We start from the raw sequence: 14,066 nt of genomic DNA, 5'->3' as shown, positions 1-14,066 counted from the left end.
GGGACCGCAAGCGGCGGCGCCTATTGTGAGCTTACGGACGAACTCGCGTCCGGCCAGTCGAGCGTATCGCCCATGCTGTTTCTTCTGAACGATGTCGTGTTCGACCTGGATGAGGCCTGCCCGGCCACGCCCGCCGACACGCGCCGGTTCGAGAAGCTGGAGTTCGACTATGTGCTCGAACTGGGCTGCGAACTGTTCGCCGAAGATCCGCTGCTTCACCGCAACGATCCCGAGCGCGCGCGCCGCCTGGCCTGGCTGATCGCCCAGCGCAGCCCGGACGTGAACGCCGCCCTGTTCGCCGCCCCGGCCGTCGCCTGCAATCCCGACCTGGTCGAGCCGCGATTCTGCGCCCTGCCGCAGCAGGTAATGCATCAGCTTCAGGCCAAGGGCCGTCGCCTCGACGCGGTCTCGGCCGACCGCGCCGTCTGGAACCGCCTGGCCGCCTGATCGCAGCCCGAAAACGCAGTCAGATGACCGCGTTGAAGATCACGTGCACCAACGTCGCCACGACCACGATAAAGCCGAACCCGACCGCCAGCCCCAAGGCCGGATGAAGGGGCGCATGCTCGCGCGGCGTATGGGCGATACGGTCTTGAGGATGGATGACAGCCATCGTCTTTGTCCTTTCCCTATGATCCCGGATCGATCCGGGAGGGGAGCGTCGGACTCTGACGGCCTGATCGTCTCCTCCAGACCGCAGCATGACTCCAATATCCCCTGATGGCGAGGGGTTATTTTTCCTGAACCTCTCGCTGGACGACGGCGCGCCGAAGTTGCACCTTCGCGCCCAAGGGATGTTCAGGGGCGATTTCATGAATTCTAGGCTTTTGACCTGCGCCGCCGCGGCGGTGGGGGCTTTCGTGCTGGCGACCGCCCCACAGCCGGCGCGGGCCGACTGGCTGCGGGCCGAAAGCGAGCGCTTCATCGTCTACAGCGACGGCGGCGAGCGCGCGCTTAGGGACTATGTCCAGAAGCTGGAGATCTTCGATCGCGTGATGCAGTTCCGCACCGGAACCGCAATCACCACCGAACCGCCGCGCAAGATGCCGATCTATCTCGTCGGCAACCGCCGAGGTCTGACGCGGGTGCATCCTCAAAGCGGCGCCAACACGATGGGCACCTATTTCCCGACCGAAGAGGACATCTTCGCAGTCGCGGTGCGGGGCGACGGCTCCGGCGGCGTCTCGGGCGACGACATCCTGATGCATGAATACGCCCACCATTTCATGCTGGGCAACTTCCCCGGCTCCTACCCGGCCTGGTTCGTCGAGGGCTTCGCCGAATACTATATGACCGCCGACATCGACGTTCGCGAACGCAAAGTCGTGTTGGGCAAATACAATCAGAACCGCGCCTACTGGATCATGGCGGAAAACTGGATCCCGCTGGACGTCCTCTTGACCAAGCGGCCTGGCGAAGTTCGATCCGACAGTCAGCAGGCGACCTACTATCCGATCGCCTGGTTGCTGACCCATTGGTTCGTCAGCGATCCGGCGCGACAGGATCAGCTTCAGGACTATCTGGCGCGGCTTGCACGCGGCGAAGACTCCGTGCCGGCGATGGAAGCCGCCACAGGCATGAGTCTGCGCGATCTTCAGGCGGCGCTGCGGCGTTATACGCGTGGTCGGTTGAACGGCAGGAGCATCAGCGGCCAGTTCCCCACGGCCGAGATCGTCGTCACGCGCCTGTCTCCCGCCGCCGACGATCTTCTGCTCATCAACCAGCGGCTCAAGATCGGCGTGCCTGACGAAGATCGCGAGGCTCTCGGCCAGGAAGTCGCCCGACTGGCGGCCCGACATGGCGACGACCCCCTTGCGCTTCTGGCCGCCGGTCATGCCGGCCTGCACTTCGGTGATCGACCCGCAGGCGAACGGGCGCTGCAACGCCTGCTGGAGCTCGATCCCGATCACGTCGAGGCCTTGCAGTTCCTGGCGGAGGATCGACTGAAGCAGGCCCGTGAGGCCGACAACGACGATCAGGCCCAGGCTCTGCGCGTTGAGGCGCGCGGCTATCTGGCCCGCGCCTATTCGGCAGGCCAGAACGACTATCGCACCCTGATGTTGCTGTCCGAGCTTCGTCGGACCCAGCCAGGCTATCCCAACGAGAACGATCTCCTCACCATGGGGTTGGCGCTGGATCGCGCCCCTCAGTTGGCGGCGGTGCGATTCCCCTATGCCGACGCCCTTGTGCAAACCGGCGACAAGGAAGAGGCGGTCAGGGTGCTGAAGCCTCTGGCCAACAATCCCCACGGCGGCAGCGCTTCGACCTTCGCCAGTCGTCTGATCGCCGCCATCGAAGCAGGCCAGGATCTGCCCGAGATCACGGAAGACGCCGACGCGCCTCAGATCAGCGAACCGGAAGCCGAGCCGGAAACCCCACCCGAATCCGCCCCGGCGCCCGCCAGCGAGTGACTTTCGGCGCGTGGCGGGGTAGTCGCGCGCCATGTCCTCATTGACCTTGCCTGAAGAAGCGGCGCGCCGCCGGACCTTCGCCATCATCGCCCACCCCGATGCGGGCAAGACGACCCTGACCGAGCATATCCTGCTGGCCGGCGGCGCCATTCGCGCGGCCGGCGCCGTGCGGGCGCGGGGCGAGAACCGGCGCACGCGTTCGGACTGGATGAAGATCGAGAAGGAACGCGGGATTTCCGTCAGCGCCTCGGTCATGACGTTCGAGCACGACGGCAAGATGTTCAACCTCTTGGACACGCCGGGGCACGAGGACTTTTCCGAAGACACCTATCGCACCCTGACCGCCGCCGACTGCGCCATCATGGTGTTGGACGCCGCCAAGGGGATCGAGCCGCAGACGCTGAAGCTGTTCGAGGTCTGCCGCCTGCGCGACATTCCGATCATCACCTTCATCAACAAGCTGGACCGCGAGGCCCAGGATCCGATGACCCTGCTGGACGACATCGCGTCCCGCCTTCAGCTGGACCCCGCCCCGATCTGGTGGCCGGCCGAGAGCGGCAATCGCCTGCGCGGCATGGTCGAGGTCGGCACCGGCCGGTTCCAGCCCTATACCCGCAAGATCGCCGGCTCCGCCGAAGACCCGGATCACCCACAGGCCCTGCCGCTGGACCAGGCGGCGCAGTATTTCGAAGCGGGGGAGCAGAACAACCTCGCCGAGGCCGTCGAACTGGTCGAGGGCGGCTATCCCGCCTTCGACCGTCAGGCCTTCCTGGAAGGCCACATGACGCCCGTCCTGTGGGGTTCGGCCCTGCGCCACTTCGGCATTGACGAACTGCTGAAGGCCATCGGCGACTGGGCCCCGGCGCCCAAGACGATGAAGGCCAAAAAGGAGTCTCCACCCGAGACTCGCAACGCCCCAGCCCCGGTCGAGACCGTGGTCGAGCCTGGCGCGAACGAGGTCACCGGCTTCGTCTTCAAGGTCCAGGCGAACATGGACCCCAACCACCGCGACCGGATCGCCATGTTCCGCATGGCCTCGGGCGCCTTTAAGCGCGGCATGAAGCTGAAGGTCCAGAACACGGGCAAGTCCCTGTCGGTCAACGCCCCCATCATGTTCTTCGCCTCGGACCGGGAACTGGCCGACGACGCCTTCGCCGGCGACGTGATCGGCATCCCGAACCACGGCGTGCTGCGCGTGGGTGACAGCCTGTCGGAAAGCGGCGTGGTCCGGTTCGCCGGCCTGCCCAACTTCGCGCCCGAGATCCTGCAACGGGTGCGGGTCAAGGATCCGCTGAAGGCCAAACACCTGAAGAAGGCGTTGGAAGGCTTGGCCGAAGAAGGCGTGACCCAGCTGTTCCGCCCCGAGATCGGCTCGGACTTCATCGTCGGCGCCGTGGGTCAGCTTCAGTTCGAGGTCATGGCCGACCGCCTGGGCGAGGAATACGGCCTGGACGTCATCTTCGAACCGTCCCCCTACGCCGAGGCCCGTTGGATCGGCGGCACGGACGCCGAAATCGAGGACTTCAGCGGCAAATACCGCCCGCAGATGGCCCGAGACATCGACCAGGCCCCGGTCTTCCTGGCCAAATCCAGCTGGGAAACCGGCTACGTCGGCGAACGCTTCCCCAAGATCGCCTTCACCAAGACGAAGGAGCGAGGCTGACCCCGCCCCCCTCCTTCGGCATCAGGCCTGCACGATCAGAATTTGCGCGTCAGGCCGATCGACGCGACCAGCGGATCCAGATCGACGTCCGAGCGCAAGGCTCCGCCGTTGATGTCCGCCTGGGTATTGAAGAAGATCTTCTTCACATCGACGTTCAGGCTCCACGGACCGCGAAGGCCGATGTCCGACCCGGCCTGCAAGGCATAGCCCAGGCCGTCGTCCAGATCGACGGTGAAGCCGTTGCGATCCTGGCCGTCGAAAAAGATCATGCCGTTCAGGCCGGCCCCGACATAGGGGCTGATGCGACCCGTGGTCAGGGGCCGATACTGCAAGGTCACGACCGGCGGCAGGACCCAAGTCTCGTGAACCTCTGTGTTCGCCCCATTGCCCCTGGCGTGGATCGTATGGCGGGTGGCGCCCAGGATGGCTTCGACCGCCAGATTGTCCCGCAGGAAATAGGTGAAGCCCAGGGTCGGCATCACGTCGTCGGACACATCGACGTTCAGACCGGTGTCGGTCCCGGCGGCGGTGAAGATGCCGTCCTCCGTGGCAGGGGCCACGCTGGTGACGCGGCCGGTGACCAACACGTCGCCCGCCCGCGGCGGCGACCATTGCGACGACTGGGCGGCGGCGGAACCGACCGACAGGGTCGCGGCGGCGATGACGGCGCTGGACAGGCAGACGAGGCGCTTAAGGGCGGGCAAGGCGATCTCCGATTCATGACGACCCGACGCGGACCGTCTCAGGGCCTCACCGTCGCGCGATCTCGACCATCTTTCGCCTGCCGACAGGCCCCAGCCGGATGACGCCGCCGTTCGGCATAGGCCACGCTCGCCATGTCGTGTTCGGCCTTCTCCACGTCATCATGACGTGGTTGTGTGGCTTACGAACGAGCCAGGCGCGTCGTGGAGGTTTGAATGATCGTGACGACCCTGATGGCGCTAAGCCTGGCGCAGGCCACCCCGTCCGTGGGCCTAGTCTCGTATGACGAGGCCGTGCGCTGTGCGGGGCTGACCCAGGCGGCGTCTGAGCTTGAGGGCGGGGAGAGCGCGCAGGGGCGGCGGCTGTACGATGCAGCCCTCTACTGGTCGCTGGCGGCGATGCAGGCGGCGACGGCGGCGGGCAAGGCGGCGCCGGCCGCCGAGGCGGACCAGACGCGGGCGCGTATCGCGGCTGTGCGGCTGCTGAACGGCGATGCGCCCGAGGCGCGGGCCGCCCTGCAACGCTGTCAGCAGAAGACGCCGAACCTGGACTGACGAAAACCGGGGATACGGCCAAGTCGAACCGCTTTCGCGGCGCTGCGTTTGCATTGAACGCCCCGAGAGACGCAGTCTGCGTCCCGAAGCGGGATAACAGAGGTTCAGCGCATGTTCGAATTCGGCCGCGATCTTCGAAAACTCTTCGCCCAGGCGCGTGAGAGCGAAGACCTGGGCTGGGTCGAGCTGATCGGTGTGGACCTGTTGCAGGCCGAGGCGCGGCGCGAGACGATCGATTCAGGCCGCGTGTCCTGCGCCCGCCCCTTCGAAACCGAGCACCGCGCCTGCGCCCTTTGGCGCGAACATGCCCGGCGCGGCGGCGCATCCGACAGCCTGGAGCGCGCCGAACGCTGCGCCGACAGCCTGGCGCGCACGGCCGTGGGCGAGGATCAGGTCGCCTTGGCCGCCATGGACAAGGCGGCGGTGCTGATGCTGCGTTTCGACCTGTGCGGCGATCCCGCGCGACTGGACCGGGCGCTGGCCACCCTGGCGGCCGTCGGTCGCCCGCGCAGCCGACGCATCGCGGCGGGCATGGCCGCCCTGCACGCCCGGCTCAAGGTCCGAACCGCCCGGCTAAGCGGCGATGTCGCCAGCCTGTCCGACGCCGCCGTACTGATGGACGCAGCGGTGCGCAGCGACGACACGCACAACATGGACCTGCGGATGGACCGCGCGGCCCTGTCGCTGGAGATGGGCGTGGTCCAGCGTGACGTGCGTTTGTTGGATCAGGCCGGTCGCGACCTGGGCGCCCTGGTCGAGACCGCCTCGCCGGATCATCGCCCCCTGACCCGCGCCCGCGCCCTAGCCCTGTGCGGCGCCGGCCTGTCGGCGCTGGCCGCCATCGCGGGACATCAAGAGGCCCGCGCCCAGGGACGGATCATGTTCGACGCCGCCGCCGACCAGTTCACGCCCGACCACAGCCCGCTGGACTGGGCCGCGATTCAGGTGCTGCGCGTCGGCGACGACGCCCAACCGCTGATGCTGCTGACCCAGGCCGAGGCCCTGACGCAGGGCCACGAACTGATCATCGGCGCCCTGGTTCGCGAACGTCGTATCGCGCGCGAGGTCGCTCTGGCCGAAGCGGTCAAGAACCTGACCGCCCTGATGACGCTGGAAACGCGCCTGCGGGCGCGGATGGCGACGGCGACGCCGCTGGACTGGGCCGCCGACCAGATCGGCATGGCCGAGATCATGCAGGCCCGCCATCGTCTGGGCGGCGCGGTCCCTGCCGATCTCGGCCTGATCCTGGCCGAGGCCGCCATGACCGCACGCGAACAGGGCGTCGAGGCCCTGGCCGACCGGGCCGAGGCTCTGCTGAACGCCTGAGGCTTCAGCCGCCCATGGCGACGAAGGCGCCGTTCAGGAACTTGGTCTTGCCATAGGCCAGACGCTGACCGTCGTCGGCCAACACCCGGCCGCCAGCGGCTTCCAGCACGGCCTGACCCGCTGCGGTGTCCCATTCCGAGGTCGGGCCGGTGCGCGGATAGGCGTCGAACCGCCCCTCGGCGATCAGGCAGAATTTCAGCGACGAATCCGTCCCCTGCCAGCGCGAGCAGCCGTGACGCGCCGCTAAACGCGTCGCCTCCTCGTCGGTGACGCTGTGGCTCAACAGGGCCATGCCTTCTTGAGGACGGTCGCGCACCCGGATCGGGCGCCAGTCCTCGCCCGCATGGGCTTCGCCGGCCTGGAGCGCGCCGAACTGACGCCGGAAAGCGCCGCCCTCGGGCTTGTCGGTGCGCCAGGTCGTCGCCGTCGCCGGCGCCGTCACCACGCCCGCCACCGGATGCTGGCCATGGATCAGGGCGATATTGACCGTAAAGGCCTCGCCGCCGCGCACGAAGCCGCGGGTGCCGTCCAGCGGATCGATCAGCCAGAACCATTCCTCGGCGCTGGCGGGTGCGCCGTTCGCCGAAACCGCCTCTTCGGCCACCGTCTGGACGCCGGGATACAGGGCCGCCAGTCGTTCTAGGATCAGGGCCTCGGCCGCGCGATCGGCTTGGGTCACCGGGCTGTCGTCGGACTTGGTCTCGACCGCCGTGCCCGCGCGCCAATAGGGCAGGATCAGCCGCGCGGCCTCCTCCGCGATCTCGGCGATGGCCAGGGAAAGCGCGCCGGACTTCAGATCGCGCGCAAGAACAGTTGTGGAGGAGGTCGTCATTGGCGGGTCGATAGACCATCCGGGCGGTTCCATGAACCGGCAAATCACTCCAACTTCGCGCGCGACACGAACTGTGACCTGAGCGCGCCAGACCTATGACCCCGACCCACGACGCAGACGCCGCTCCGCTGGACCTTCCCGTCGATGGGACGGAGCTGGCTGCCTACATCGCGGCCAAGCTGTGCCATGACTTCATCAGCCCCTCCGGCGCCATCGTTTCCGGCCTGGACCTGATGCAGGATCCGACCGCCCAGGACATGCGCGACGACGCCCTGGCCCTGATCGAACAGAGCGCCAGGAAGATGGTCGCCCTGGTCCATTTCGCCCGCGTCGCCTTCGGCGCCGCCACCACCAGCGAACGGTTCACGGCGCGCGAGATCGAAGGCCTGGTCTCCAACATGGTCCAGGGCGGTCGCGCCTCGCTGGACTGGCGCATCGCCGACGGGGAGTTCACCAAGCCGCAAGCCCGCGCCCTGACCAACCTCGCCTATCTGACGGTCGGCGCCCTGCCGATGGGCGGCGTCGCCGTGATCCAGTCCCGCACCGAAGACGGCTGGCTTTATCTGGAAGGGTTCGCCGAGGGCGCCCGCGCCCGGCTAAAGCCCGAAGCCGTGGTCGGCCTGGCCGGCGAGCGCCTGACCGAGGGCCTGGCCGGACAGTGGATCCAACCCTACTGGTTGTGGCTGACCGTCAAAGAGGCCGGCGGGGCGTTACGCGTCAAGGTTGAAGACGGCAAGGTCTCCCTGATCGCCCGAATGCCCGCCTGATTTCCAATTCCCAACGACTCATTAACTGGCGTCTGAGATAAAAAGGGTCCATGCGCCTCCGGCGAAAGCCGCCGTGTCTTTGAGGGATCGATCTTGGACTTCCGAACCTGCCTGATCGTCGACGACAGCCGCATCATCCGCAAGGTTGCGCGTCGCATCGTCGAGGGCCTGGGCTATGAGGTCGACGAGGCTGCGGACGGCTCCGAGGCCCTGGCCTATTGCACCGGCGCCATGCCCGACGTGCTGCTGGTGGACTGGAACATGCCCGTGATGGACGGCATCACCTTCCTGCGTCGTCTGCGCGCCATGCCGGGCGGCAAACGACCCAAGGTGCTGTTCTGCACGATCGAGACCCGCCCCGAGCGGATCGCTGAGGCTCTGGCCGCCGGCGCCGACGACTATGTCATGAAGCCTTTCGACGGCGAGATCCTGCAATCCAAGCTGACGGAGGTCGGAGCGATCGCCGCATGACCCCAGAGGACTTCGACAAGCTGCAGTCCCTTCTCGCCACCCGCGCCGGCTATCGGCTGTCGCGGGATCGCATCCACCTGGCCGAACACCGACTGGGACCGATCGCGCGGCGCGAGGGCTACGCCAATGTCGAGGCCCTGCTGTCGAACCTGTGGGCCAATCCGGTCGCCTCACTGGCCTGGTCTGTGATCGAGGCCCTGCTGAACGCCGAGACGTGGTTCCGCCGCGACCGCACACCCTTCCGCATCCTGGAAACCGAACTGCTACCGGCCCTGTCCAAGGCGCGGCCCGATGGGCGGATCAAGGTCTGGTCGGCCGGCTGCTCGACGGGGCAAGAGGCCTGGTCCATCGCCATGACCGCGATGGAGGTCGGGGTCGATGTCGATCTGGTCGCCACCGACCTGTCGGCGCGCGCGATCGAAAAGGCGCGCTCGGGCCTCTACACCGGCTTCGAGATTCAGCGCGGCCTGACGGCCAAGACCATGCTGCGTTGGTTCGAACCGATGGACGACCAGTGGATCGTCAAGGCCGAGCTGGCCGACGCCGTGCGCTTCGGCCGCGCCAACCTGCTGGACGAACCCACCGACGACGCGCGGTTCGACGTCATCTTCTGCCGCAACGTCCTGTCCGACATGGAGCCGACGCGGCGCGCTCGCCTGCTGGACGGGCTGGAACGGCGCCTGGTCGACGACGGCTGCCTGTTCCTGGGCGCGGACGAAAAGCTGGAAGGCGAGACCGTCGCCTTCCGCGCCGTCAACGGCCGCCGCGGCCTGTATGTAAAGGCGCCCTCGGCGCTTCGCCGCGCCGCCTGAACATTCGGCGGCTGAGTCAGACCGACCAACGCATCAGCATAACTCAGAAAAGGTTCGTCACAGCGATCCGACGAGGTCACGCGAACACGACGGAGCCGTGTCCGGTTCGGAACGTCTTGATGGCCTGCGGCGGCGAAGCCGCAGATCGATCAACGGCCTGGGCATGAAGTTGAAAGGAGCCGACGCGTATTCGGTCTCGTCGTGTTCGCCGTGACCTCGTCGCGCCCGTTGTGATGAACCCCTCCGAGGCCCCCATCAACTCAAGCGCCGATGGCTCTAGCCCGCGTGCAGTTCCTGCTTCACCCGTTCCGCCAGGGTCTTGATGTCCAGCGGCTTGGGCAGGAAGGACACCCCGACCTCGTCCTGCAACAGGTCCGAGAAATCGCTCTCGGCATAGCCCGAGATGAACATCACCGGGGCATCGCCCAGATACTGCCGCGCCTTCTTCAGCAGCGACGGACCGTCCAGCCCCGGCATGATGACGTCCGAGATCATCATGTCGATCTGGCCCGCATGTTCCTCGGCCAGCAACAGCGCCTCCTCGCCGTCGGCGGCCTCGATCACCTCATAGCCGCGCTGGCGCAACAGGCGGGCGGCGATGCCGCGCACGGCGTCCTCGTCCTCGACGAACAGGATACGGCCGGCGCCCGACAGGTCGCGCGGCGTCTTGACCTTGACCTCGACCGGCAGAACCTCGGCCAGCTCCGCTTCGCCTGCCGCCGGCAGGAAGATGCGGAAGGCCGCTCCGGTGCCTTCGATATTGCTGACGGTGATATGGCCGCCCGCCTGCTGGGCGATGCCGTAGACGGTGGCCAGGCCCATGCCCGTGCCCTCGTTCACCGCCTTGGTGGTGAAGAAGGGTTCGAAGATCTTGTCCACCAGTTCCGGCGGCACGCCGGGGCCGGTGTCCGACACCTCGATCAGAGCCACCTCGTCGGTCGGCGCATCGACCCAGCCCAGGGCCCGCGCCTCGTCGCCCGTCAGGCGGCGCGTGGCGATGGTGACCACGCCGGCGCCCGGCTCGACCACGCCGCGCATGGCGTCGCGGGCGTTGACGGCCAGGTTCATCACCGCCGTCTCCAGCTGTGACTTGTCGGCCAGCACCACCGGCAGGTCGCGGCCGTAATCGGTTTCCAGCCGCACGTCCTCGCGAAGCAGACGGCGCAGCAGGATGGCGAACTCGCCCACCAGTTCGCCCAGGTCCAGCCGCTCGCGGCGAACGGTCGACTTGCGCGAGAAGGCCAGCAGCTTGCGAACCAGATCCGCCGCGCGGATGGCCGTCTGGCGGATTTCGTTCAGCCCCTCATAGGACGGATCGCCCACCGGGTGCCGTTCCAGCAGACCCGACAGCTGGAGCTGGATCGCGGTCAGCAGGTTGTTGAAATCGTGCGCCACGCCCCCGGCCAACTGGCCCACGGCCTGCATCTTCTGGGCCTGGTTGAGCTGCAGCTCCATCGACTTCTGGCCCGACACGTCGAACAGCCAGATCCGCCGCTTGTCGCCCTCGGGCGCCACATACAGGTGCAACATCTTGTCGGGATAGGCCCGCGCGATCAGCTCGATCGGACCCGAAGACCCGGCCGCCAGCTTCAGCCGTGCCTCGGCGACGCCGCCCGGATCGAACAGATGGCCAAAGGCTGCGTCGCGCGCCGCGCCGGGACCGGTCAGCACGGCCAGGGCCGGATTGGCCTCCTCCGCGCGGCCCGAGAACAGGTCGTCGCCGCCGATGACGGCCGAGCCGAACGGCGCCCCGGCGGCCATGGCGCGGGCCTCGCCGGTCGCGGCGGCGGGCGCATGGACGGGCGCCGAGGCGATGGGCAGGACCGCGTCGGGCGCCGCGCGCATCAGGAACCGGCCCTCCCCCGTCCTGCTGTCGCCAACTTGACCGATCACGACCTCGATCTCGCGCGCGCCGATCATGACGATGGCGCGGCCCGGCTCGCCTTTGCGCGCCTGGGCGAAGGCCATGTACAGGGCCTGGGCCGACTTGCCGCGCGGCAGGGCGCCCGTCGCGCCGTTGGCCTCGGCCCAGGCGGCGTTGAAAGCCAGGATCTGTCCTGAATCCCACACCAGCGCCGCCGGCTCGGCCATGGCCTCCAGCACCTCGATGGCGGCGTCGATACTCGGCTTGGCGTTGGCGGCCCGGCGGAAACCGAACAGGCCGATCAGCGCAATCATCCCCACCGTCAGGATCAGCACCAGTCCCGGCGCCGAGGTCGGATTGTCGCGAAACGCCGGATAGGCCAGGGCGGCGATGGCCGCCACCACGCCGAACGCCATCACGGCCGACAGAAGATCGAACGAAGGGCGTCGGGTGGACGTCATGCAGCCTCGCGAATCAGTGGCCAGATCATACGCTCAAATCCTGACGCACCCTTACCGGCGCTTTCTGGACTGGAAGACGAAGCCGATGATCTTGCCGCAGCGTCGAAATGCTCGCGCGGAATGATCTCGTCCACCTCGACCGTGGCGTAGAGCGCGCGCGCCAGCGGCACGTTCTCCACGATCGGCACACCGTGCTCGGTCGCCACTTCGCGGATGCGCAGCGCCAGTGCATCGACGCCCTTGGCCACGCAGATCGGCGCCCCGTCGCCCTGATCCGGCTCATAGCGCAGCGCGACCGCATAGTGGGTCGGGTTGGTCACGATGACGGTGGCCGTGGGCACATTGGCCATCATCCGCTGGCGACCGCGCTGCATGCGGATCTGTTTCAGCTTGGCCTTGATGTGCGGGTCGCCCTCGGACTGTTTGTAGTCTTCCTTCAGCTCTTCCTTGGTCATCCGCATCCGCTTGGCGAAACGCATCTTCTGCCAGACGAAGTCGGCCCCGGCCGTCGCCCCCAGCAACAGAATCGAGGCGAAGAACAGCGACACGGCCATGTCGCGCGCCAGCGGCAGGATCGCCAGCGGGCTCATCGAGACCATATTCTCGAACTCGCGCAGGTGCGGCTTCAGCACCATCCAGCAGACCACGCAGACGGCGATCAGCTTCAGGAAGGTCTTGACGAACTGCATCAGGCCGTCGGGTCCGAAGATCCGCTTGAACCCCTGCAACGGACTGACCGCCGACCATTTCGGCTTCAGCTTCTCTGCGGTGAAGATCAGGCCCGACTGCGCCAGATTGCCCCCGACCCCGCCCAGGATGGTCGCCAGCATGACCGCCCCCAGGAACGGTGCGATGGCCCAGACGGTGCGCACCATGATCTGGTTGCCGGCGCCCGAGTTCAGCGTGCCCAGCATCTCGTGCGGGGCGGCGATGAAGGGCAGCATCTGTTCGGCGATGGACGAGGCGAACCAGCCCCCGCCCATCAGGATCACCGCCGCCGCCCCCGCCAGCGACAGCACCTGGGCGACGTCGGGCGACTTGGCGGAATCGCCCTTCTTTCGGGCGTCCTCAAGCTTTCGCGGGGTCGCCTCTTCGGTTTTCGACTCGGGATCCGCGCCTTCAGCCACTGGGGCCTCCGAACACGAAATACTCCGCCAGACGGCGGTAGCGGTCGATGAAGATGGTGCCCAGCGCCCCCAGGCTCAGCGCGAAGATCGACAAGCCCAGGATGACGCTCAACGGCGCGGCGGCGAAATAGACCTGGAACGACGGCATGACCCGCGCCACCAGACCGGATGCCAGGTTGAAGATCAGGGCGAACACCAGGACCGGCGCCGACAGCTGGATCCCCAGCATGAAGCTGTCGCCGAGCGTCCGCACCGCCATCTGGGTGAAGTCCGCCATCACCAGCGGCTGGGCCGGCGAGATCAGGCGATAGGATCCCACCATGCCGGCGATGAACAGGTGATGGGTGTCGGTGGCGAACAGCAGCGTCACCCCCAACAGGGTCAGGAAGGCGGCGATGGTCGTGCCCGGCATGGCCTGCAACGGGTTGGCGGTCTGCGAAAAGCTCAGCGTCGTCTGCAACGACACGATCTCGCCCGCCGTCGACAGGGCCGTCATGAACATGCGCAGCAACAGGCCGATCATCAGGCCGACGACCACCTCGCGGATGATCCATCCGACCATCAGCCCCACGCTGTCGGGCAGGCCCGGCAGCGATCCGCGCACCACGGGCCACAGCGCCAGACTGATGACCAGGGCCAGCGACAACCGGACGCGCGGCGGCACATAGGCCTCGCCGAAGCCGGGGATCAGCATCAGGATCGCCGCGATCCGGGCGAAGATCAGTCCCCCGGCCCAGACCTGATCGGCGGTCGCATACGCCTCCACTACATCCCCGCGATGCGGGCCGCGATCTGGCGCATGAAGCCGCCCAACAGGGCGCCCATCAGCGGCAGGAACAGGATCAGGGACACGAAGATGGCGATGATCTTGGGCGCATAGATCAGGGTCTGTTCCTGGATCTGCGTCAGGGCCTGAAACAGGCCGATCACCACGCCGACCACCAGCCCGACCAGCAGCACCGGCAGGCACAACTGTATCGTCAGCCAGATGGCGTCGCGCCCGACGTCCAGAACTTCCGCGCCGTTCATCGGCTGCTCCCGCAAACTACTGGGCAGAAAATGCCGACAGGATGGTT

Annotated in this window: 15 protein-coding genes; 8 read left to right on the top strand and 7 right to left on the bottom strand. The window is 67.3% G+C overall.

The window, feature by feature from the left end:
* The first annotated feature begins 72 nt into the window (after positions 1-72).
* Positions 73-447 (top strand): hypothetical protein, encoded by a 375-nt coding sequence (locus ACQY72_RS11950; protein WP_346494473.1) that lies wholly within the window; start codon positions 73-75, stop codon positions 445-447.
* Positions 448-466: 19 nt separating this feature from the next.
* Here ACQY72_RS11950 and ACQY72_RS11945 read toward each other — a convergent pair whose 3' ends face one another.
* Positions 467-613, bottom strand: coding sequence for a hypothetical protein (locus tag ACQY72_RS11945; RefSeq protein ID WP_428153791.1), 147 nt, complete (start codon positions 611-613; stop codon positions 467-469).
* 199 nt (positions 614-812) lie between these two features.
* Here ACQY72_RS11945 and ACQY72_RS11940 point away from each other — a divergent pair, with 199 nt between their 5' ends.
* On the top strand, positions 813-2,411 hold the full coding sequence (locus ACQY72_RS11940; RefSeq protein WP_428153790.1) for a hypothetical protein: 1,599 nt from the start codon (positions 813-815) through the stop codon (positions 2,409-2,411).
* Between the two features lie 31 nt (positions 2,412-2,442).
* Entirely contained in the window at positions 2,443-4,074 is a 1,632-nt protein-coding gene (locus tag ACQY72_RS11935; RefSeq protein WP_428153789.1) for a peptide chain release factor 3, read from the top strand.
* 35 nt (positions 4,075-4,109) lie between these two features.
* On the opposite strand, the gene ACQY72_RS11930 is transcribed toward ACQY72_RS11935, so the two are convergent.
* Positions 4,110-4,778: an OmpW/AlkL family protein gene (locus ACQY72_RS11930; RefSeq protein ID WP_428153788.1), complete on the bottom strand. Its 669-nt coding sequence runs from the start codon at positions 4,776-4,778 to the stop codon at positions 4,110-4,112.
* A 213-nt stretch (positions 4,779-4,991) separates the two neighbouring features.
* Between ACQY72_RS11930 and ACQY72_RS11925 the strand changes: the two genes are divergently transcribed.
* Both ACQY72_RS11925 and ACQY72_RS11920 read left to right on the top strand, forming a co-directional pair.
* Entirely contained in the window at positions 4,992-5,330 is a 339-nt protein-coding gene (locus ACQY72_RS11925; RefSeq protein WP_428153787.1) for a hypothetical protein, read from the top strand.
* Between the two features lie 111 nt (positions 5,331-5,441).
* Positions 5,442-6,656, top strand: coding sequence for a hypothetical protein (locus tag ACQY72_RS11920; RefSeq protein WP_428153785.1), 1,215 nt, complete (start codon positions 5,442-5,444; stop codon positions 6,654-6,656).
* Positions 6,657-6,660: 4 nt separating this feature from the next.
* Here ACQY72_RS11920 and cysQ read toward each other — a convergent pair whose 3' ends face one another.
* The gene (gene cysQ / locus ACQY72_RS11915) at positions 6,661-7,488 is read right to left on the bottom strand and encodes a 3'(2'),5'-bisphosphate nucleotidase CysQ (protein WP_428153784.1); all 828 of its coding nucleotides are present in this window, start codon (positions 7,486-7,488) and stop codon (positions 6,661-6,663) included.
* Positions 7,489-7,583: 95 nt separating this feature from the next.
* Here cysQ and chpT point away from each other — a divergent pair, with 95 nt between their 5' ends.
* From chpT to ACQY72_RS11900, 3 genes are all read left to right on the top strand, one after another.
* Complete coding sequence (gene chpT, locus ACQY72_RS11910) at positions 7,584-8,255, top strand: histidine phosphotransferase ChpT (RefSeq protein ID WP_428153782.1); 672 nt, start codon at positions 7,584-7,586, stop codon at positions 8,253-8,255.
* Between the two features lie 93 nt (positions 8,256-8,348).
* Complete coding sequence (locus tag ACQY72_RS11905; RefSeq protein WP_159846751.1) at positions 8,349-8,726, top strand: response regulator; 378 nt, start codon at positions 8,349-8,351, stop codon at positions 8,724-8,726.
* Positions 8,723-9,538, top strand: coding sequence for a CheR family methyltransferase (locus ACQY72_RS11900; protein ID WP_428153781.1), 816 nt, complete (start codon positions 8,723-8,725; stop codon positions 9,536-9,538). Before ACQY72_RS11905 ends, ACQY72_RS11900 begins: the two co-directional genes overlap by 4 nt.
* Before the next feature lie 276 nt (positions 9,539-9,814).
* Here ACQY72_RS11900 and cckA read toward each other — a convergent pair whose 3' ends face one another.
* From cckA to fliQ, 4 genes are read right to left on the bottom strand one after another with little or no spacing between them, the layout of a single operon-like run.
* The gene (gene cckA, locus ACQY72_RS11895; RefSeq protein ID WP_428153780.1) at positions 9,815-11,863 is read right to left on the bottom strand and encodes a cell cycle histidine kinase CckA; all 2,049 of its coding nucleotides are present in this window, start codon (positions 11,861-11,863) and stop codon (positions 9,815-9,817) included.
* Positions 11,860-12,990, bottom strand: coding sequence for a flagellar biosynthesis protein FlhB (flhB, locus tag ACQY72_RS11890; RefSeq protein ID WP_428153779.1), 1,131 nt, complete (start codon positions 12,988-12,990; stop codon positions 11,860-11,862). The genes cckA and flhB overlap by 4 nt, the downstream gene beginning before the upstream one ends.
* Positions 12,983-13,756: a flagellar biosynthetic protein FliR gene (gene fliR / locus ACQY72_RS11885; RefSeq protein ID WP_428153778.1), complete on the bottom strand. Its 774-nt coding sequence runs from the start codon at positions 13,754-13,756 to the stop codon at positions 12,983-12,985. Before fliR ends, flhB begins: the two co-directional genes overlap by 8 nt.
* Complete coding sequence (gene fliQ, locus ACQY72_RS11880) at positions 13,756-14,019, bottom strand: flagellar biosynthesis protein FliQ (protein ID WP_017505641.1); 264 nt, start codon at positions 14,017-14,019, stop codon at positions 13,756-13,758. Before fliQ ends, fliR begins: the two co-directional genes overlap by 1 nt.
* Positions 14,020-14,066 lie beyond the last annotated feature (47 nt).

Source organism: Brevundimonas sp. (genome assembly GCF_965279155.1).
Classification (GTDB): Bacteria; Pseudomonadota; Alphaproteobacteria; order Caulobacterales; family Caulobacteraceae; genus Brevundimonas.
Note: the sequence above shows the minus strand (reverse complement) of the source record. Positions and strands in the feature narration are given on the sequence as shown.

Coding starts and splice junctions, on each gene's coding strand:
- ACQY72_RS11950 (WP_346494473.1), top strand. CDS start 73: ATGCTGTTTCTTCTGAACGATGTCGTGTTCGACCTGGATGAGGCCTGC.
- ACQY72_RS11945 (WP_428153791.1), bottom strand. CDS start 613: ATGGCTGTCATCCATCCTCAAGACCGTATCGCCCATACGCCGCGCGAG.
- ACQY72_RS11940 (WP_428153790.1), top strand. CDS start 813: ATGAATTCTAGGCTTTTGACCTGCGCCGCCGCGGCGGTGGGGGCTTTC.
- ACQY72_RS11935 (WP_428153789.1), top strand. CDS start 2,443: ATGTCCTCATTGACCTTGCCTGAAGAAGCGGCGCGCCGCCGGACCTTC.
- ACQY72_RS11925 (WP_428153787.1), top strand. CDS start 4,992: ATGATCGTGACGACCCTGATGGCGCTAAGCCTGGCGCAGGCCACCCCG.
- ACQY72_RS11920 (WP_428153785.1), top strand. CDS start 5,442: ATGTTCGAATTCGGCCGCGATCTTCGAAAACTCTTCGCCCAGGCGCGT.
- cysQ (WP_428153784.1), bottom strand. CDS start 7,488: ATGACGACCTCCTCCACAACTGTTCTTGCGCGCGATCTGAAGTCCGGC.
- chpT (WP_428153782.1), top strand. CDS start 7,584: ATGACCCCGACCCACGACGCAGACGCCGCTCCGCTGGACCTTCCCGTC.
- ACQY72_RS11900 (WP_428153781.1), top strand. CDS start 8,723: ATGACCCCAGAGGACTTCGACAAGCTGCAGTCCCTTCTCGCCACCCGC.
- cckA (WP_428153780.1), bottom strand. CDS start 11,863: ATGACGTCCACCCGACGCCCTTCGTTCGATCTTCTGTCGGCCGTGATG.
- fliQ (WP_017505641.1), bottom strand. CDS start 14,019: ATGAACGGCGCGGAAGTTCTGGACGTCGGGCGCGACGCCATCTGGCTG.